General features: G+C 72.7%; 14 protein-coding genes. 10 read left to right on the forward strand and 4 right to left on the reverse strand.

The window, feature by feature from the left end; translation table 11 throughout:
• Nucleotides 1-11 precede the first annotated feature (11 nt).
• Nucleotides 12-1442, reverse strand: coding sequence for an SWIM zinc finger family protein (locus tag OG892_RS24930; protein ID WP_371630327.1), 1431 nt, complete (start codon nt 1440-1442; stop codon nt 12-14).
• A 116-nt stretch (nt 1443-1558) separates the two neighbouring features.
• Here OG892_RS24930 and OG892_RS24935 point away from each other — a divergent pair, with 116 nt between their 5' ends.
• From OG892_RS24935 to sucD, 5 genes are all read left to right on the forward strand, one after another.
• A complete protein-coding gene (locus OG892_RS24935; RefSeq protein WP_073732591.1) occupies nt 1559-2671 on the forward strand; it encodes an AAA family ATPase in 1113 nt (370 codons plus the stop codon).
• Nucleotides 2668-5100 carry a DUF5682 family protein gene (locus OG892_RS24940; protein ID WP_371630328.1) on the forward strand — a complete coding sequence of 811 codons (2433 nt, stop codon included), beginning with the start codon at nt 2668-2670 and terminating at the stop codon, nt 5098-5100. The genes OG892_RS24935 and OG892_RS24940 overlap by 4 nt, the downstream gene beginning before the upstream one ends.
• Before the next feature lie 185 nt (nt 5101-5285).
• Nucleotides 5286-6440 carry a VWA domain-containing protein gene (locus tag OG892_RS24945; RefSeq protein WP_328868379.1) on the forward strand — a complete coding sequence of 385 codons (1155 nt, stop codon included), beginning with the start codon at nt 5286-5288 and terminating at the stop codon, nt 6438-6440.
• A 283-nt stretch (nt 6441-6723) separates the two neighbouring features.
• On the forward strand, nt 6724-7905 hold the full coding sequence (sucC, locus tag OG892_RS24950) for an ADP-forming succinate--CoA ligase subunit beta (RefSeq protein ID WP_073732589.1): 1182 nt from the start codon (nt 6724-6726) through the stop codon (nt 7903-7905).
• A 21-nt stretch (nt 7906-7926) separates the two neighbouring features.
• Nucleotides 7927-8811, forward strand: a complete 885-nt coding sequence (sucD, locus tag OG892_RS24955) for a succinate--CoA ligase subunit alpha (RefSeq protein ID WP_073732588.1) — start codon at nt 7927-7929, stop codon at nt 8809-8811.
• A 151-nt stretch (nt 8812-8962) separates the two neighbouring features.
• Here the strand turns inward: sucD and OG892_RS24960 are convergent, their stop codons facing one another.
• Nucleotides 8963-10216, reverse strand: coding sequence for a helix-turn-helix domain-containing protein (locus OG892_RS24960; protein ID WP_371630329.1), 1254 nt, complete (start codon nt 10214-10216; stop codon nt 8963-8965).
• Between the two features lie 125 nt (nt 10217-10341).
• Here OG892_RS24960 and OG892_RS24965 point away from each other — a divergent pair, with 125 nt between their 5' ends.
• Entirely contained in the window at nt 10342-11919 is a 1578-nt protein-coding gene (locus tag OG892_RS24965) for a DUF6350 family protein (RefSeq protein ID WP_371631683.1), read from the forward strand.
• Between the two features lie 15 nt (nt 11920-11934).
• Here the strand turns inward: OG892_RS24965 and OG892_RS24970 are convergent, their stop codons facing one another.
• The gene (locus OG892_RS24970; RefSeq protein WP_371630330.1) at nt 11935-12951 is read right to left on the reverse strand and encodes a hypothetical protein; all 1017 of its coding nucleotides are present in this window, start codon (nt 12949-12951) and stop codon (nt 11935-11937) included.
• A gap of 340 nt (nt 12952-13291) precedes the next feature.
• Between OG892_RS24970 and purN the strand changes: the two genes are divergently transcribed.
• Together purN and purH are read left to right on the forward strand one after the other, a co-directional pair.
• A complete protein-coding gene (gene purN / locus OG892_RS24975) occupies nt 13292-13948 on the forward strand; it encodes a phosphoribosylglycinamide formyltransferase (RefSeq protein ID WP_371630331.1) in 657 nt (218 codons plus the stop codon).
• Entirely contained in the window at nt 13935-15488 is a 1554-nt protein-coding gene (purH, locus tag OG892_RS24980) for a bifunctional phosphoribosylaminoimidazolecarboxamide formyltransferase/IMP cyclohydrolase (RefSeq protein WP_371630332.1), read from the forward strand. Before purN ends, purH begins: the two co-directional genes overlap by 14 nt.
• Before the next feature lie 111 nt (nt 15489-15599).
• Here the strand turns inward: purH and OG892_RS24985 are convergent, their stop codons facing one another.
• Entirely contained in the window at nt 15600-16373 is a 774-nt protein-coding gene (locus OG892_RS24985) for an RDD family protein (protein ID WP_073732582.1), read from the reverse strand.
• A gap of 229 nt (nt 16374-16602) precedes the next feature.
• On the opposite strand from OG892_RS24985, the gene OG892_RS24990 reads away from it, so the two are divergent.
• Together OG892_RS24990 and OG892_RS24995 are read left to right on the forward strand one after the other, a co-directional pair.
• Entirely contained in the window at nt 16603-17469 is an 867-nt protein-coding gene (locus OG892_RS24990; RefSeq protein WP_371630333.1) for a bifunctional methylenetetrahydrofolate dehydrogenase/methenyltetrahydrofolate cyclohydrolase, read from the forward strand.
• Between the two features lie 20 nt (nt 17470-17489).
• Nucleotides 17490-18074, forward strand: coding sequence for a DUF3017 domain-containing protein (locus tag OG892_RS24995; protein WP_371630334.1), 585 nt, complete (start codon nt 17490-17492; stop codon nt 18072-18074).
• Nucleotides 18075-18297 lie beyond the last annotated feature (223 nt).

Here is an 18297-nt window from a genome sequence, read left to right on the forward strand (position 1 = left end):
GACCGCCGGAGTCAGATGAGCGGAACCGTCTCGGCGTCGGCCGGGCGCGCGTCCGTGGCCGGCTGCGTGTCCGCGTTCGTGGGCGCCCAGGCCGCGAGCGGGTCGAAGCCGCGGTGGCCGCACTCGCCGAAGACGGTGAGCGGACCGCCGCCGGAGAGCGCGACGAGCTTCCACAGCGCGGGCCGGGACAGCGCGGCCGGGGCGACCGGCAGGGCCGAATCCCCTTCCGCGTCCGCCAGTTGCCAGCCGTCCCGGGACGGCACGGGTATGACGTCGCGCAGGGGCACCGGCCAGGAGTCCAGCCAGGGGTCGTCGGCCAGGGCCCGCCCGTACGCGGCGATGGCCCCGGTGACCGTGACACCCGGCGGCGGGGCGCCGGTCGGCACCGGAGACCCGAACTGCGGTCCCAGTTCGGCCCGTAGCTGCCCCGCCCCCCGATGCGGCGTGAGCTCCGCGTCCAGCGTGACACCCACCGGCAGGGCCTGGCGGGGGGAGCGGCCGGGGGCCCCGAAGGACAGCAGCAGCGCGGTGCGGCCCGACTCCCGCCCGTACAGCCAGCTGCGGCGGGCGACGATCTTGCCCTCCGGGGTGTCGTACTGGGCGAGGACCAGCCAGTGATCACGGACCGGCGCGCCCCCGGCGGCGGCCGGCAGCCCGACCCGGGTGCGGACCGTGGCCGCCAGCGGCGGCGGCAGCCGGTCGATGCCCTGCCAGCCCGTGTCCAGCAGATGCAGCAGCGCGCACTCCTCCAGCAGCCGCACCGGCCAGCCCGGCCCGGACGCCGGAATCGCCCCCAGCTCCCGCACCCGGCCGGCGAGACCCGGAGCCTGGGCGTCGACCATGCGGGCCGCCGTCTCCTCCCACAGCTCGTAACCGGACTGCTCGGCTGCCGCAAGGCCGCCGCGCACCAGGTCGGTCAGCCGCCGTTCCAGCTCCTGGACGCCGCCGCCGATCCGCTCGGCCCTGCGCTCGGCCCGACGCCGGGCGGCGGCCGGATCGGCGGGCCCGGCCGCGGCGCCCGCACCGCCCACCGGCTCCTCCCGCACCGCAGAGGCCTCCGCGCGGCGGCGCCGGTCCGCCAGCCACTCACCGGCCCAGTCCGGCGGAACGGCCGAGGGCAGGGCCGCCTCGTCGGACGCCCGGAGCAGCAACAGGCCCAGCGCGTGCTTGCAGGGGAACTTCCGGCTGGGGCAACTGCACTTGTACGCGGGCCCTGTGGTGTCGACCACCGTCCGGTACGGCGTGCTCCCGCTTCCCCTGCACAGCCCCCACACCGCACCAGGCTCCTCCCGGCCGGTCTCCGACCACGGCCCGGCCGAACCGAGCTTGTTCCCCGCCTTGCGTGAAGCGTCGTCAGGAGCCAGGGCCAGGACCTGCTCCACCGTCCAGCGCACCGCCGGAGCAGCGGTGCCCAAGGGTTCTCCCCCGTCAGTCAGCAGCATGGATACGACGGTAGGCCGCACCACTGACAACTGGCTTGACCTGCGGGAACGTTGATTGTCAGTGCCATGGTGCACGGTGGGAAGCACATCGGGACGACCGATCCGGAGGGGGATCCATGACCGTGTCAGAAACCACCGCAGCCGTGGGCGCGGAGGCGCTGCGCCCACACGCGGAGGACGCCTTCGCCGACGAGTTGAAGGCGCTCGCCGCCGCCGACGACCGCCCGCGTCCCGCCCGTTGGAGGCTGTCGCCCTGGGCCGTCGCCACGTATCTGCTGGGCGGCGCGCTGCCCGACGGCACCGTGATCTCACCCAAGTACGTGGGTCCGCGCCGTCTCGTGGAGGTCGCCGTCAGCACCCTCGCCACGGACCGGGCGCTGCTCCTGCTCGGGGTGCCCGGCACCGCCAAGACCTGGGTGTCCGAGCACCTCGCGGCGGCCGTCAGCGGCGACTCGACCCTCCTGGTCCAGGGCACGGCGGGCACCCCGGAGGAAGCCGTCCGCTACGGGTGGAACTACGCGCAGCTCCTCGCGCACGGCCCCAGCCGCGACGCGCTGGTGCCGAGCCCGCTGATGCGCGCCATGTCCGAGGGCATGACCGCGCGGATCGAGGAGCTCACCCGCATGCCCGCCGATGTGCAGGACTCGCTGATCACCATCCTGTCCGAGAAGACCCTGCCGCTGCCCGAGCTGGGCCAGGAGGTCCAGGCGGTCCGCGGGTTCAACGTCATCGCCACCGCCAACGACCGCGACCGGGGGGTCAACGAGCTGTCCAGCGCGCTGCGCCGCCGGTTCAACACCGTGGTCCTGCCGCTGCCGGCCACCCCGGAGGCGGAGGTCGAGATCGTCTCCCGGCGCGTCGAACAGGTCGGCCGCGCCCTCGACCTGCCTCCCGCCCCCGACGGCCTCGCCGAGATCCGCCGCGTGGTCACCGTCTTCCGCGAGCTGCGCGACGGGGTCACCACCGACGGCCGCACCAGGATCAAGTCACCCTCGGGGACGCTGTCCACGGCCGAGGCCATCTCCGTCGTCACCAACGGCCTCGCCCTCGCCGCCCACTTCGGTGACGGGGTGCTGCGCGCGGGGGACGTGGCGGCCGGCCTCCTCGGCGCGGTCGTCCGGGACCCGGCCGCCGACCGGGTGGTCTGGCAGGAGTACCTGGAGACGGTCGTGCGTGAGCGGGACGGCTGGAAGGACTTCTACCGCGCCTGCCGTGAGGCCTCCGCATGACCGGCACCCCGCGCCCCGGCATCCCACGGCCCGGCTCCTCCCGCCCCGGCGGTCCGCTGCTGCTGGGGGTGCGGCACCACGGTCCCGGCTCGGCCCGTGCGGTCGGCGCCGCGCTGGAGGCCGCCCGGCCCGGGGCGGTGCTCATCGAGGGCCCGCCCGAGGGCGACGCGCTGCTGCCGCTCGCCGCCGACGAGCAGATGCGGCCGCCCGTCGCACTGCTCGCCCACGCGGTGGACGATCCCGGCCGGGCGGCGTTCTGGCCACTCGCCGGGTTCTCGCCCGAATGGGTCGCGATCCGCTGGGCCCTCGCGCACGACGTCCCGGTCCGCTTCATCGACCTCCCGGCCGCCCACTCGCTGGCCATGGCGGAGAAGGAGGAGGAGCGGGAGCGGGAGCGGGAGAAGGAGAAGGAGCACCCGGGCTCGGCGGAGCGGGCCGGGGAAGCGGGCCCCGCGCCCGTCCCGGTCGACCCCATCGGGGTGCTGGCCGAGACCGCGGGCTACGACGACCCCGAGCGCTGGTGGGAGGACGTCGTCGAACACCGCGCCCACGACGGGGGCCCCGGCGACCCGTTGGCGGCCTTCGCCGCGCTCGGCGAGGCGATGACCGCCCTGCGCGAGGTGTACGGGGACGGCGGCCACCCCAGGGACGCGGTCCGCGAGGCGTACATGCGCATCCAGCTGCGCACGGCCCGCAAGGAGTTCGACGACGACGTCGCCGTGGTCTGCGGTGCCTGGCACGTACCCGCGCTCGAAGCGAGGACGACCCTCGCGGCCGACCGGGCCCTCCTCAAGGGGCTGCCCAAGGTCAAGGCCGAGCTGACCTGGGTGCCCTGGACCCACCAGCGGCTCGCCCGGCACAGCGGATACGGGGCCGGGATCGACTCACCCGGCTGGTACGCCCACCTCTTCGCGTCCCCGGACCGCCCGATCGAACGGTGGATGACCAAGGTCGCCGGACTCCTGCGCGACGAGGACCGGTTCGTGTCGTCCGCCCATGTCATCGAGGCCGTCAGGCTCGCCGGGACCCTCGCCGCCATGCGGGGCCGCCCGCTCGCCGGTCTGGGCGAGGCGACCGACGCCGTGCGGGCCGTGATGTGCGAGGGCTCCGACATGCCGCTCGCCCTCGTCCGGGACCGGCTGATCGTCGGCGGCGCCCTCGGCGAGGTACCGGACACCGCCCCCGCCGTGCCGCTCCAGCGCGATCTCACCCGCCTGCAGCGCACCCTGCGGCTCAGACCGGAGGCGTCCGAACGGGACATCGAGCTCGACCTCCGCAAGGACACCGACGCGGCGCGCAGCCGGCTGCTGCACCGGCTGCGGATCCTCGGTGTCGGCTGGGGCGAGCCCACCGAGGGCCGGGGGAGCACCGGCACCTTCCGGGAGAGCTGGCGGCTGCGCTGGGAGCCGGAGCTGTACGTACGTGTCGCGGAGGCCGGCATCTGGGGCACCACCGTGCTCTCCGCCGCGACCGCCCGCGCCGAGTCGGACGCCCTGTCGGCCACCGCCCTGGCCGACGTCACCGCCCTCGCGGAACGGTGCCTGCTGGCCGGACTGCCCGACGCGCTGCCCGTCGTCATGCGGATGCTCGCGGACCGCGCCGCGCTCGACACGGACGTCGGCCACCTCGCGGACGCCCTGCCGTCCCTGGCCCGCGCGCTGCGCTACGGAGACGTCCGGTCCACGGACACCGCCGCGCTCGGGGAGGTCGCGGCGGGGCTCGCGGAGCGGATCTGCGTCGGGCTGCCCCCCGCCTGCACCGGACTCGACGACGAGGGGGCCGCCGCGCTGCGCCGCCAGGTGGACGGCGTCCACACGGCGATCGGCCTGCTCGCCGGCGCCGTACCGGCGAACGCGGACGGGCTGCGCGAGCGCTGGAGAGCGGTCCTGCACAAGCTCGCCGCCCGGGACACGGTCGCGGGAGTGATCAGGGGCCGGGCCGCCCGCCTGCTGCTCGACGAGGGGCACCTCGAACAGGACGACGCGGCCCGGCTGATGGGCCTGGCCCTCTCGCCCGGCACACCGCCCGCAGACGCCGCCGCGTGGATCGAGGGCTTCGTCGGCGGGGCGGCCGGCGGCGGCATGCTCCTGGTCCACGACGAGAGGCTGCTCGCCCTGGTCGACGCCTGGCTGTCCCAAGTCGCCCCCGACACCTTCACCGACGTACTGCCGCTGCTGCGCCGCACCTTCTCGGCGTACGAACCGGGCATCCGGCGCACGCTGGGCGAGCTCGTCCGGCGCGGCCCGGCCGCCGGGGGAGGGACCGGCGCGGGCGCGGTCCCCGGCGTGACGACGGCCCCCGGATTCGGCCCCGTCCTGGACGGTCCACGCGCGGACGCGGTGCTGCCGGTGCTCCGCCTCCTGCTGGGCCTGGACGGGGGAGCGACGGCGACCGAGAACGACGAACAAGCGCTGGGGGCGACGGGATGACCAGGAACACGCACACGCAGGGCAACACGCACACAGACACGGGCGCGGACGCGCACACGCAGGGCAACACGGACACAGACACGGACGCGGACACGCAGGGCAACACGCACACAGACACGGGCGCGGACGCGCACACAGAAACGCACACCAAGGGGCCGGACGCCGAACGGCTGCGGCGCTGGCGCATGGTGCTGGGCGCGGACAGCGCGGAGAGCACCGGCCACACCCTCACCGCACGCGACGCCGCGATGGACGGCGCGCTGACCGCGCTGTACGAGAGCGGCGGCAGACAGCCAGGCGGCCGGGGCGGCAGCGGCCGCTCGGCCGGGCTCGGCGCGTCCGCGCCCTCCGTGGCCCGCTGGCTCGGGGACATCCGTACGTACTTCCCCAGCTCCGTCGTCCAGGTCATGCAGCGCGACGCCATCGACCGGCTGGGCCTCTCCGCGCTCCTGCTCGAACCGGAGATGCTGGAGGCCGTCGAGGCGGACGTCCATCTCGTCGGCACCCTGCTCTCGCTCAACAAGGTCATGCCGGAGACGACGAAGGAGACCGCGCGAGCCGTCGTGCGCAAGGTCGTCGAGAAGCTGGAGAGCCGCCTCACCACCCGCACCAGGACCGCGCTCACGGGTGCGCTGGACCGCTCGGCGAAGGTCACCCGGCCGCGCCACCACGACATCGACTGGAACCGGACCATCCGGGCCAACCTCAAGAACTATCTGACCCTCCCCGGTGAGGACGGGGCGGCCGGGACGGGCACGGTCGTGCCCGAGCGGCTCATCGGCTACGGGCGCGCGGCGCGGTCCGTGCGCAAGGACGTCATCCTCTGCGTCGACCAGTCCGGTTCGATGGCGGCCTCCGTCGTCTACGCCTCGGTCTTCGGCGCCGTGCTCGCCTCCATGCGCGCCCTGCGGACCAGACTCGTCGTCTTCGACACGGCCGTCGTCGACCTCACCGACCAGCTCGACGATCCGGTGGACGTGCTCTTCGGCACCCAGCTCGGCGGCGGCACGGACATCAACCGGGCGCTCGCCTACTGTCAGTCCAGGATCACCCGCCCGGCGGACACCGTCGTCGTGCTCATCAGCGATCTGTACGAGGGCGGCATTCGCGACGAGATGCTGAAGCGGGTCGCCGCGATGAAGGCGTCCGGGGTGCGGTTCGTGACCCTGCTTGCCCTCTCCGACGAGGGAGCGCCCGCCTACGACCGTGACCACGCGGCGGCGCTCGCCGCGCTGGGTGCTCCGGCCTTCGCCTGCACGCCGGACCTCTTCCCCGAGGTGATGGCGGCCGCGATCGAGAAGCGGCCGCTGCCCGTGCCGGACCGGGAGGCCCCCGCGTGACGGTGGTGTCCCCCGGCCCGGACGGGACGTCCCCCGACCCTCGTACCGGTGTCGATTTGTCCACTGCGACCCGGCCACCAGGGCGGTCTGTGACCGTAATCACCGCCCAGGGAGGATCTGCGATTTAGGGTCCTGCGGGGCGCGGGGATAACCTGCGAGATGGACATGCCGCGTATTCGGTCACCGTGTGCGCCTTCCTAGTGACAGAGCAGTCACGTTGCCCCTCGCGGCACGCCCACGCAGAAAACCAACCGCGAGACCATTTGATAAGGGACGGACGCGCGTGGACCTGTTCGAGTACCAGGCGAGGGACCTCTTCGCCAAGCACGGTGTACCGGTGCTGGCCGGTGAAGTCATCGACACGCCTGAGGCAGCCCGCGAGGCGACCGAGCGGCTGGGCGGCAAGTCTGTCGTCAAGGCGCAGGTGAAGGTCGGTGGCCGAGGCAAGGCCGGTGGCGTCAAGCTGGCCGCCGACCCCGACGAGGCGGTCGCCCGTGCGACCGACATCCTCGGCATGGACATCAAGGGCCACACGGTCCACAAGGTGATGATCGCCGAGCTGTCCCCGGAGATCGAGGCGGAGTACTACGTCTCGTACCTCCTCGACCGCACCAACCGCACCTTCCTGGCCATGGCCTCCGTGCAGGGCGGCATGGACATCGAGGAGGTCGCGGAGAAGACCCCCGAGGCCCTCGCGAAGGTCCCGGTGAACGCCGTTGACGGTGTCGACATCGTCAAGGCCCGCGAGATCGTGGCCCAGGCGAAGTTCCCGGCCGACGTGGCCGAGGGTGTCGCCGAGGCCATGGTGACCCTGTGGGACACCTTCGTCGCGGAGGACGCCCTCCTCGTCGAGGTCAACCCGCTGGTGAAGACCAAGGACGGCCGGATCCTGGCCCTGGACGGAAAGGTCTCTCTCGACGAGAACGCCGACTTCCGCCAGCCCGACCACGAGGCGCTCGAGGACAAGGCCGCAGCCAACCCGCTCGAGGCTGCCGCCAAGGCCAAGAACCTCAACTACGTCAAGCTCGACGGCGAGGTCGGCATCATCGGTAACGGTGCCGGTCTGGTCATGTCGACCCTCGACGTCGTCGCGTACGCCGGTGAGAACCACGGCAACGTGAAGCCCGCCAACTTCCTCGACATCGGTGGCGGCGCCTCCGCAGAGGTCATGGCGAACGGCCTGGAGATCATCCTCGGCGACCCGGACGTCAAGTCCGTGTTCGTCAACGTCTTCGGCGGCATCACCGCCTGTGACGAGGTCGCCAACGGCATCGTCCAGGCGCTCGAACTGCTCAAGACCAAGGGCGAAGCGGTCACCAAGCCGCTCGTCGTGCGCCTCGACGGCAACAACGCGGAGCTGGGTCGCAAGATCCTCTCCGACGCCAACCACCCGCTGGTCCAGCGCGTGGACACCATGGACGGCGCGGCCGACAAGGCCGCCGAGCTCGCCGCGGCTGCGAAGTAAGGAAGAGGGACTCAGACCACCATGGCTATCTTCCTCACCAAGGACAGCAAGGTCATCGTCCAGGGGATGACCGGCGCGACGGGCATGAAGCACACCAAGCTCATGCTCGCCGACGGCACCAACATCGTCGGCGGCGTGAACCCGCGCAAGGCCGGCACCTCCGTCGACTTCGACGGCAACGAGGTCCCGGTCTTCGGTTCCGTCAAGGAAGCGATCGAGAAGACCGGCGCGAACGTGTCCGTCCTCTTCGTGCCGCCGGCCTTCTCGAAGGCCGCCGTCGTCGAGGCGATCGACGCCGAGATCCCCCTCGCCGTCGTGATCACCGAGGGCATCGCCGTGCACGACTCGGCCGCCTTCTGGGCGTACGCCAACGCCAAGGGCAACAAGACCCGGATCATCGGCCCGAACTGCCCGGGTCTCATCACCCCCGGCCAGTCCAACGCCGGCATCATCCCGGGCGACATCACCAAGCCCGGCCGCATCGGTCTCGTGTCGAAGTCCGGCACGCTGACCTACCAGATGATGTACGAGCTCCGCGACATCGGCTTCTCGTCCGCCGTCGGCATCGGTGGCGACCCCGTCATCGGTACGACGCACATCGACGCCCTCGCGGCGTTCGAGGCCGACCCCGAGACCGACCTCATCGTCATGATCGGCGAGATCGGCGGCGACGCCGAGGAGCGCGCGGCGGACTTCATCGCGAAGAACGTCACCAAGCCGGTCGTCGGCTACGTCGCGGGCTTCACCGCCCCCGAGGGCAAGACCATGGGCCACGCCGGCGCCATCGTCTCCGGCTCCTCCGGCACCGCGCAGGCGAAGAAGGAGGCCCTTGAGGCCGCCGGCGTCAAGGTCGGCAAGACGCCGACCGAGACCGCCAAGCTGGCGCGCGAGATCCTCGGCGCCTGACGCCTCACCGCGTCGGAGCAGCACCGCAGGATCGCGTCACCGAACGCACAGACGCGGGCCCGTACCCCCGGCCGGGGGTACGGGCCCGCGTCTTTCGTGTACGGTCTGCGCCTTTCGCGTACGGCCGCGTCCTTCGTGTACGGCCTCGGGCTCAGCCCACCCGGGGAACCAGCCGGGCCGGACCGTGCACCAGCTCGCCGCCGAGCTTCTTCTGAAGCTTCCTGTCCTGCGGCGTGAGCTTCTGCGGCCCGCCGAGCGCCGGCACCCCGCCGACCTTCTGCGCGGGCGACTGGGGCGTTTCGTACTTCCTCGGGGCGGTGGCCAGGGTGATCAGGGTCAGGCCGATCAGCAGCACGGTGAACGCGATGGCCGCCCGTGTCCAGAGCTGCGCCTTGCGCTCGCTGCCCGTCCGGATCAGCTCCGGGACCGGCAGCGAGGTCGCGGGCTGGGCGAGGGCGAGCGCGCCCAGGTGCTCGTGCAGCAGCGCCGCCTGCTCGGCCGGTGCCGTCGCCGTCGCGAGCTCGGGCAGCTTTTCCGCGACGGCCGCCCGCGCGGTCATCAGCCGCCCCGCCGCCGCCGGGGTGCTCGCCTCCGTCTCCGCCGCGGTCTCGGGCAGCCCGAGCCCGACACCGTCGTGGAGCAGCAGCGTGCGGCGGTACACGGGCGGCAGGGTCAGCAGCGCGTCGAGCAGCGCGCGGGGGCCGGGCGCCTCGGGCGGCGGATCGGCCCGGCGGTGTTCGGGGCGCATCAGGCGCCACGGCGACATCGCGTGCTCGTAGGCGGCCGCCCGCACCCAGCCCACCGGGTCGCGGTCCACGGCGACCTCCGGCCAGCGCTGCCAGGCGAGGTCGAAGGCCTTGCCGACGGCCTCGCGGGACAGGTTGCGGCGGCCGGTCAGTAGATAGGTCTGGCGGAACAGCGCGGCGGCCGTATGCCGGTACAGCGCGTCGAACGCCTCGGCCGGGGAGGCGGTGGACGACGTGGGAGACGATGTGGGCGCCTCGGCGGAGGGTTCGGCGTGCGCCTCGCCGCAGGACCCGGCGGGCGTCTCCGCGAGGGATTCGGTGGGCGGCTCCGCAAGGGATTCGGTGGGCGGCGCGACTGGTGCTCCGGTGGGGGACTCGACGGGCGCGTCGACGGGGGGCTGCGGGGGTGCCGGGGGCGTGGACGTGGGTGCGGACGCGGACGTCGCGTCCGCCGTTCCGATGAGCCTGGCGTACGCCTCGCGCTTGCGCCCGCGTGGACTGGTGCGGCCCGTCTCCCAGGACCGGACTGTGGCCCGGGTGACCCCCACGGCCGCCGCGACCTGCTCCTCGCTCAGCGACTTCGCCTCGCGCAGCCTGCGGCGCTCCTTGGGTGAGGGGAGCGGCTGGGCGGCCGCCGTGCCGGTCGTGCTCTGTGTCATGAGGGTTCCCCGCCCGGTCTGCACTGGGTCAAAAAGTACATAAGCATATATTGAGCGACACAGCGGTCATTCGCCCGTTACATGGATTAAGCGCGTGTCGTTGGGAGCATTGCGGCGTGACCCAAGTGACCGAACGCAGCCCCTCGTTGTCAGCGGAGCAGGGACGGCCCGCCGTACTGGCCTCGGCGCTGCTGCGCGGCGTGCTCGCCGCAGGGCTCGGGCTGGGCTCCATCGCGGTGCTCGTCATGGTGCTGTGGATCAGTTCCCCGGCCTCCGGCAGCGGTCCCGGCGAGGCCGTGCACACGGCCGCAGGCCTCTGGCTGCTCGCCCATGGTGCCGAACTGATCAGAACCGACACCCTGACCGGGACCCCGGCCCCCGTCGGCGTCGTCCCGCTGCTGCTCGCCGCCGTGCCGGTCTGGCTGGTGCACCGCGCGGTCAGGGACGCGCTGGAGCCCGACGAAGGGCGCGTAGCCCCCTCGCCCGCGGCCGCCTTCGCCCTGGTGACGGGCGGTTATCTGCTGGTCGGAGCGCCCGTCGCGCTCTACGTGCGCGGGGCCTCGCTGTCCGCGGAGCCGCTGTCCCTGCTGTTCCCGTCGCTCCTCGTGGTGGTGGGCGCGGCGGCGGCCGGGGTGTGGACGGCCGCCGGGCGCCCGCTCGGGCCGCCGCCGTCATGGGCGCCGGTGCGGCTGCACGAGGCGATGGCGCGCTCCCGGTTCATCCGGCGGGCGGAGGCGGCGGGCCGGTCTGCGGCGGCCGGAGTGATGGTCCTGCTGGGCGGGGGCGCGCTGGTGGTCGCGGTGGCGCTGGTGTGGCACGCGGACCCGGTCCAGGACTCGTTCCTGCGGCTCTCGGGCGACTGGGCCGGCCGGTTCGCGGTGCTGTTCCTGGCGCTGCTGCTGGTGCCGAACGCGGCGGTGTGGGGCGCGGCGTACGGGCTCGGGCCGGGGTTCGCGCTCGGTACGGCGTCCACGGTCGGCCCGCTCGGGTTCACCGGCCGCCCGGCGGTGCCGGACTTCCCGCTGCTGGCCGCGATGCCGGCCGAGGGCGCGGGGGCGCCGCCGAACTGGGCGACGGCCGCGGTCCCGGTCGCGGCGGCGCTGGCGGTGGCCTGGTTCACCGTGCGACGGGCGGCGCCCGCGCACGGTGAGCGCGAGGAGGCGTGGAGCCTGCGGGAGACCGCGTTCACCGCCGTGCTGGGGGCGCTGGGGTGCGGGATCGGCGCCGCGCTCCTGGCGGCGGCGGCCGGCGGACCGCTCGGGACCCGGGCGCTGGCGGAGTTCGGTCCCGTGTGGTGGCTCACCGGGGCGGCGGCCCTGGTGTGGACGGCGGTGCTCGGCGTTCCGCTGGCGCTGCTCCTGCGGGCCTGGCGGCTGCGTGGACGTGCCGCCCCCGAGCAGCCGGCGAAGAGCACCGTGCCCGCACCGACACCGACACCCGCCCCCGCTCCCGCTCCCGTATCGGAAGGCACCGCCGGGCGGGATAAGGACGCCAAGGACGCCAAGGACACGAAGGGAGCCAAGGACGCCAAGCACGGTGAGGGCGGCGGAGACGGCGGGGACGGCGGGGACGGCGGGGACGGTGAGGACGCCGAGCTGTACGACTTCCTGCCGACCGATCCCTGGCACGCGCGGGCGGACAGCGAACGGGCGGACCAGCCGGCCGAGGCCGGACCGGTCCGCCCGCCGGACGCTGCTTTCTGAAGCCGACTCCGGACGCTACTTCTTGACGCCGAAGAGGGGCTCCAGCGGCTTCGGCAGCAGATCGTTGCAGGCCACCTGGCCCGACTTGGTGAGGGCGTCGTTCACGCAGGTGTAGTAGTCGCGGTAGACCAGCTGCACCGTGAACGACGTCGCGACGATCGCCAGCGCGATCAGTGCCGTCACCAGACCGCTGACGGCGGCTGTCGTCTGCTGCCTGCTGCCGCGCTGTAGGACATTGGCGCCCGGTGCGCCCGGTGTACCCGGCGCGGCTGCCGAACCCGGCGCGGCTGCCGTACCCGGCGCCTGGGCCGGGCCCGCGGCGGTACCGGGCCCCTGGAGAGCGGCGCCCGCGCCGGGGGCCGCAGCCTGCCCGGCGGCCCGGTCGCCGGTCGCTGACGGGTCCTTCGGCTTGGCCCGGAGCGCGCTGATGGACCAGTAGGTCGCGAGCGCCCCCAGCAGCAGGGCGATCTCCGGCAGATCGAAGATCGCGAAGAAGAAGGCCCACATACCGGCGAGCAGCGAGTAGCGCGCCCGGCGCTGGAAGGGATCGGTCGGGTCCCAGCGCATCCCGCCGGGCTTGCCCTCAGGACCGCCCTTGCCGCCACCCTGCCCGTTCGGGCCGGTGGGCCCGGCGGGCTGCCCGCCGAAGCCACCGCTCTGGCGTCCGGGCTGGTCGCTGCTCCACTGGCTGCCCCAGACGGGCCGGTTGTCCGTGGAGCCGCCCTCGGGCGCGTCCTCACCGTCCCCGCTGTCGCCGTTGTTCCCGCCGTTGGCCGGGTGACGCGGCTGCCACGGCTGGTCCGGGCGGTCCTCCGGCGGCGGCGCGAAGGGGTTGTCGTCCTGCGGGCCGGACCCGGAGGACCCCGACGGCGAAGAGGACGAAGGAGACGAAGAAGAGGGCGAGGAAGAAGAGGAAGGAGAGGAAGAAGAAGAGGAGGAGCCCGGCGTGGGGGACTGGCGCTCCCGCATCAGCAGTGAGCTCGGCTCGGTCAGCGGGTGGCGGAAGGCGGTGCGGCGGCGTCGGTCCGGCATATGGTGAACGTCTTCCCCATCTCGTCATTGCCGCCCTGCGGACGGTTCGCTGTCCCTGACGCTACCTCCCGGTGAGGAGGGGCCGAAAGCTGGGCGTGTACGCGCGGTGGCCGACAGCTGCCGCCCGCAGCACCGCTCCCGGTACCGGCCGGAGCGCCACCGGTCCCTCACCCCCGTCACGCAAGGGCCTCGCAAGGTGCCGGTATCGTTGCTGACGGTCGGCTCGTTCGTAGAGTTCCCCGTATCGGGGGGCGTGATTCTTTCGTACGACCGTACAAACAGCATGGCCGCCGTGGCGCGGCCGCTTCGGACTGCTCCATACGCGAGAAAGGGCCCAGCCGTGGCCTCCCCGCTCTCCTCCGCCGCCCCGGCCCGACTGGTCGTCCTGGTCTCCGGATCGGGTACGAACCTCCAGGCCCTGCTCGACGCGATCGGTGACGACCCCGAGGGGTACGGCGCCCAGGTCGTGGCGGTCGGTGCGGACCGCGACGGGATCGCCGGTCTTGAGCGGGCCGAACGAGCCGGAATCCCCACGTTCGTGTGCCGGGTCAAGGACCACGAGACGCGCGCGGAGTGGGATGCCGCGCTCGCCTCCGCCACCGCCGCGCACCGCCCGGACCTCGTCGTGTCCGCGGGGTTCATGAAGATCGTCGGCAAGGAGTTCCTCGCCGGGTTCGGCGGCCGGATCATCAACACCCACCCCGCCCTGCTCCCCAGCTTTCCCGGTGCCCACGGGGTACGTGACGCGCTCGCGTACGGCGTGAAGGCCACCGGGTGCACCGTCCACTTCGTCGACGACGGCGTCGACACCGGTCCGATCATCGCGCAGGGCGTGGTCGAGGTGACCGAAGAGGACACCCCGGAGGGCGAAGCGGCCCTCCATGAACGCATCAAGGAAGTCGAGCGCAAGCTGCTCGTCGAGGCCGTGGGGCGGCTCGCCCGTGACGGCTATCGCATTGAGGGACGAAAGGTTCATCTCGATCATGTCGGTGAATAAGCCCATCCGCCGCGCCCTGGTCAGCGTCTACGACAAGACCGGGCTCGAAGACCTCGCCCGCGGTCTGCACGAGGCCGGTGTCGAGCTGGTCTCCACCGGCTCCACCGCCGGAAAGATCGCGGCCGCCGGGGTGCCGGTCACCAAGGTCGAGGAGCTCACCGGCTTCCCCGAGTGCCTCGACGGCCGCGTCAAGACGCTGCACCCCCGCGTCCACGCCGGAATCCTGGCCGACCTCCGGCTGGACGCCCACCGCGAGCAGCTCGCCGAGCTCGGCGTGGAGCCGTTCGACCTGGTGGTCGTCAACCTCTACCCGTTCAAGGAGACCGTCGCCTCCGGCGCCTCCGCCGACGAGTGCGTGGAGCAGATCGACATCGGCGGCCCGTCGATGGTCCGTGCCGCCGCGAAGAACCACCCGTCGGTGGCCGTCGTCACCAGCCCCGAGCGCTACGCCGACGTGCTGGCCGCGGTCGAGGCCGGCGGCTTCGACCTGACCGCCCGCAAGCGGCTCGCCGCCGAGGCCTTCCAGCACACCGCCGCGTACGACGTCGCCGTGGCCTCCTGGTTCGCGGCCGACTACGCCGCCGCCGACGACTCGGGCTTCCCCGACTTCTTCGGTACGACGTACGAGCGCCAGGACGTCCTGCGCTACGGCGAGAACCCGCACCAGCCCGCCGCGCTCTACACCTCCGGCACCGGCGGCCTGGCCGGTGCCGAGCAGCTGCACGGCAAGGCGATGTCGTACAACAACTACACGGACACCGACGCCGCGCGCCGGGCCGCGTACGACCACGCCGAGCCCTGTGTCGCGATCATCAAGCACGCCAACCCGTGCGGCATCGCGATCGCCGACGACGTGGCGGAGGCGCACCGCAACGCGCACGCCTGCGACCCGCTCTCCGCGTACGGCGGTGTCATCGCCGTCAACCGTCCGGTGACCGTCGCCATGGCCGAGCAGGTCGCGGAGATCTTCACCGAGGTCATCGTCGCCCCGGCGTACGAGGACGGCGCCGTCGAGGTGCTGTCCCGCAAGAAGAACATCCGGGTGCTGCGCTGCCCCGAGGCCCCGTCCGCAGAGGTCGAGGTCAAGCCGATCGACGGCGGTGCGCTGCTCCAGGTCACCGACCGGCTCCAGGCCGAGGGCGACGACCCGGCCAACTGGACGCTCGCCGCGGGCGAGGCGCTCTCCGCCGACGAGCTGCGGGAGCTGTCCTTCGCCTGGAAGGCGTGCCGCGCGGTCAAGTCCAACGCGATCCTGCTCGCCAAGGACGGCGCCTCGGTCGGCGTCGGCATGGGCCAGGTCAACCGCGTCGACTCCGCGAAGCTCGCCGTCGAGCGCGCGGGCGAGGAGCGGGCCCGGGGCTCCTACGCCGCCTCCGACGCCTTCTTCCCCTTCCCCGACGGGCTGGAGATCCTGACCGGCGCCGGCGTCAAGGCCGTGGCCCAGCCCGGCGGTTCGGTCCGTGACGAGCTGGCGGTCGAGGCCGCGAAGAAGGCGGGCGTGACGATGTACTTCACGGGCACCCGGCACTTCTTCCACTGACACGCATCGCACCCGGGTGGCCCGGGTACGACCGAAGGCCGCCGACTCCCCGGAACGTAAGGGGAGTCGGCGGCCTTCGCAGTGGTGCGGGTGGTTACACCTTCAGCATGCTCACTTCGTCTTGATGACGATCGTGGAGCCGGCGCGGTCGTGCCAGCCCTGGAGCTTGCCCGAGTTGTCGAAGAAGGGGGAGAGGTAGACCAGCAGCGTACCGAGGCCGCAGAAGAGCGAGCCGACCATCGGGATGATCCAGCGGATGAAGCCCGCACCCAGGCCGGGGGCCTGGCCGGTGCTCTCCTTGACGACCTTGACGTTGAGGACCATCTTGCCGAGCGTGGCGCCCCAGATGGAGACCATCAGCCACTCGTAGAGCAGCGCGATCAGCGCGAACACGGCGATGAAGCCGAGGAAGCCCGCGACGACGCCGACGCTGGCGGAGGCCGCGTCGTTGACGCACTGGGTGTGGGCGGCGGTGCCGTACGCGGTGTCGCTGCAGTCGTCGACGGTCTTCGAGGCACCCACCAGGCCCGCGATGCCGATGACCGAGAAGATCACGTAGAGGATGCTGTACGCGACGCCGTCCAGTGCACGCGCGCCCAGGCGGCGCCCCATCGTGGCGACTTCGACGGTACCGAGGCCCGGCACGTTGATGTAGCCGTTGTTGGCCTGGAGGGTGCCGCCCGGCTGCTGGGGCGGGTAGCCGTAGCCGGGCTGGCCCTGCGGCGGAACGCCGGGCTGCTGCTGCGGGTAGCCGTAACCGGGCTGGCCCTGCGGCGGGATCCCCTGGGGAGCCTGCTGGGGGTAGCCGTAGCCCGGCTGGTCCTGCGGCGGCTGGCCGGGCTGCTGCCCGTAGGGGTTGTTCGGGTTCGGGTCGCCGAAGCTCATGTGGGCGTTTCCTCCAACGGACATACGGGGACGAATTGCGGCCGCGTGGAGGAAGAAAACATCAGTGGTCCGCCCCCCGGGTACTTCTGCGGCACTGCGGCCTTCATCGTTATAAGCGGGACGTAAGTTTGTCCAGCCAGATGTGCGAGAAGTTGTCCAAGCGCAACCTTGTGTCCACGGCCGGTACCTGCAATTGGTCCCGGGTGGGGTCATCCGCGAGAATGCCCCCATGACTGCCCAGATTCTCGATGGCAAAGCCACCGCAGCCGCGATCAAGTCCGATCTCACCGTCCGCGTGGCGGCCCTCAAGGCGCGGGGCATCACCCCCGGCCTGGGGACCCTCCTGGTGGGGGACGACCCGGGCAGCAAGTGGTACGTGGCCGGCAAGCACCGCGACTGCGCGCAGGTCGGCATCGGCTCGATCCAGCGCGAACTCCCCGACACCGCCACCCAGGAGGAGATCGAGGACGTCGTACGCGAGCTGAACGCCGATCCCGAGTGCACGGGTTACATCGTGCAGCTGCCGCTCCCCAAGGGAATCGACACCAACCGCGTCCTGGAACTGATGGATCCGGCCAAGGACGCCGACGGCCTGCACCCGATGAACCTCGGCCGGCTCGTGCTCAACGAGAAGGGCCCGCTGCCCTGCACCCCGCAGGGTGTCGTGCAGCTGCTCCGCCACCACGACGTGGAGATCAACGGAGCGCACGTCGTGGTCGTCGGACGCGGTGTCACCATCGGCCGGTCGATCCCGCTGCTGCTGACCCGCAAGTCGGAGAACGCCACGGTGACCCAGTGCCACACCGGTACGCGTGACCTCTCCGCCCAGCTCCGGCAGGCCGACATCATCGTCGCGGCGGCCGGTGTGCCCCACATCATCAAGCCCGAGGACGTGAAGCCGGGTGCGGCCGTGCTCGACGTCGGCGTCAGCCGGGACGAGAACGGCAAGATCGTCGGCGACGTCCACCCGGGCGTGGCCGAGGTCGCCGCGTGGATCTCGCCCAACCCGGGCGGCGTCGGCCCGATGACCCGTGCCCAGCTGCTCGTCAACGTGGTCGAGGGGGCCGAGCGCGACTCCGCCCCGGCCGCGGGCTGATCCGAACCGGAAGGAACCCCATGGGTGCTGGTACGAGTCCGGCCGACCGCGCCGCCGCCGCGGACGGGCCGGCCGCCGAGAGCGATGCGGCGGAAGTGGAAGCGCAAGCGGAAGCCGTAGAGGCGCCGGGAGGCGCGGCGGACGACACCGCGGACGGCCGCACCGGCAGCCACCTGGCACCCGCTCCCGCCGAGGGGTCCGCGGCGGGCCGCTCGCGCGAGGCGGCGGCGCTCACCACGGACACCGCGCGCCCCGAGGGCGGCGGCCGGGCGGCGGGCGGGGACGCGCCGGCCCCCGCCCGGCAGTGGCCGTTGCTCGTGGTGCTCTGCACGGCCGCGATCGGGCTGCTGGTCGTGGCCACCGACCCCTTCGTGGAGGCCTTCCGGATCGGCACGATACTGATCGGTGTGGCCCTCATCGGGGGCGCGGTGCTCCGGCTCGTGATCCCCTCGGTGGGCATGCTCGCGGTGCGTTCCCGCTTCACGGACCTGGTGACGTACGGACTGCTGGGCGTCCTCATCGTGATGCTCTCGCTGATGGCCCAGCCCAAGCCGTGGCTGGACATCCCGTTCCTGGAGAACGCGGTCCACTTCACGATCCGCTGAACCGTGCCGCTCACCGGTGCCCGTCCCCTCCCCCGAGAAGGGACGGACACCGGGGGAGGGGCGTGCCGGAGCGAAAAGCTCCGGAATGCGGCGAGTTGAGCGGCCTTGCCCCGTCCTGGTTCCAGCCTTGTGGTTGGGGGAGGTCTGTTCAAGGGATGACTGTGGCCTGTGGCACGGAAGTGACCATTCCGCCACGGTGTGATCGTCAGGCAACGATGGCAGA

It is taken from the genome of Streptomyces sp. NBC_00341, from assembly GCF_041435055.1.
Classification (GTDB): domain Bacteria; phylum Actinomycetota; class Actinomycetes; order Streptomycetales; family Streptomycetaceae; genus Streptomyces.

Excerpts from the sequence above, each read along its gene's own strand:
- OG892_RS24995 (WP_371630334.1), top strand. The coding sequence starts at position 17,490 with ATGGGTGCTGGTACGAGTCCGGCCGACCGCGCCGCCGCCGCGGACGGG.
- OG892_RS24960 (WP_371630329.1), bottom strand. The coding sequence starts at position 10,216 with ATGACACAGAGCACGACCGGCACGGCGGCCGCCCAGCCGCTCCCCTCA.
- OG892_RS24930 (WP_371630327.1), bottom strand. The coding sequence starts at position 1,442 with ATGCTGCTGACTGACGGGGGAGAACCCTTGGGCACCGCTGCTCCGGCG.
- OG892_RS24935 (WP_073732591.1), top strand. The coding sequence starts at position 1,559 with ATGACCGTGTCAGAAACCACCGCAGCCGTGGGCGCGGAGGCGCTGCGC.
- OG892_RS24970 (WP_371630330.1), bottom strand. The coding sequence starts at position 12,951 with ATGCCGGACCGACGCCGCCGCACCGCCTTCCGCCACCCGCTGACCGAG.
- sucD (WP_073732588.1), top strand. The coding sequence starts at position 7,927 with ATGGCTATCTTCCTCACCAAGGACAGCAAGGTCATCGTCCAGGGGATG.
- purH (WP_371630332.1), top strand. The coding sequence starts at position 13,935 with ATGTCGGTGAATAAGCCCATCCGCCGCGCCCTGGTCAGCGTCTACGAC.
- OG892_RS24985 (WP_073732582.1), bottom strand. The coding sequence starts at position 16,373 with ATGAGCTTCGGCGACCCGAACCCGAACAACCCCTACGGGCAGCAGCCC.
- OG892_RS24990 (WP_371630333.1), top strand. The coding sequence starts at position 16,603 with ATGACTGCCCAGATTCTCGATGGCAAAGCCACCGCAGCCGCGATCAAG.
- OG892_RS24940 (WP_371630328.1), top strand. The coding sequence starts at position 2,668 with ATGACCGGCACCCCGCGCCCCGGCATCCCACGGCCCGGCTCCTCCCGC.
- OG892_RS24945 (WP_328868379.1), top strand. The coding sequence starts at position 5,286 with ATGGTGCTGGGCGCGGACAGCGCGGAGAGCACCGGCCACACCCTCACC.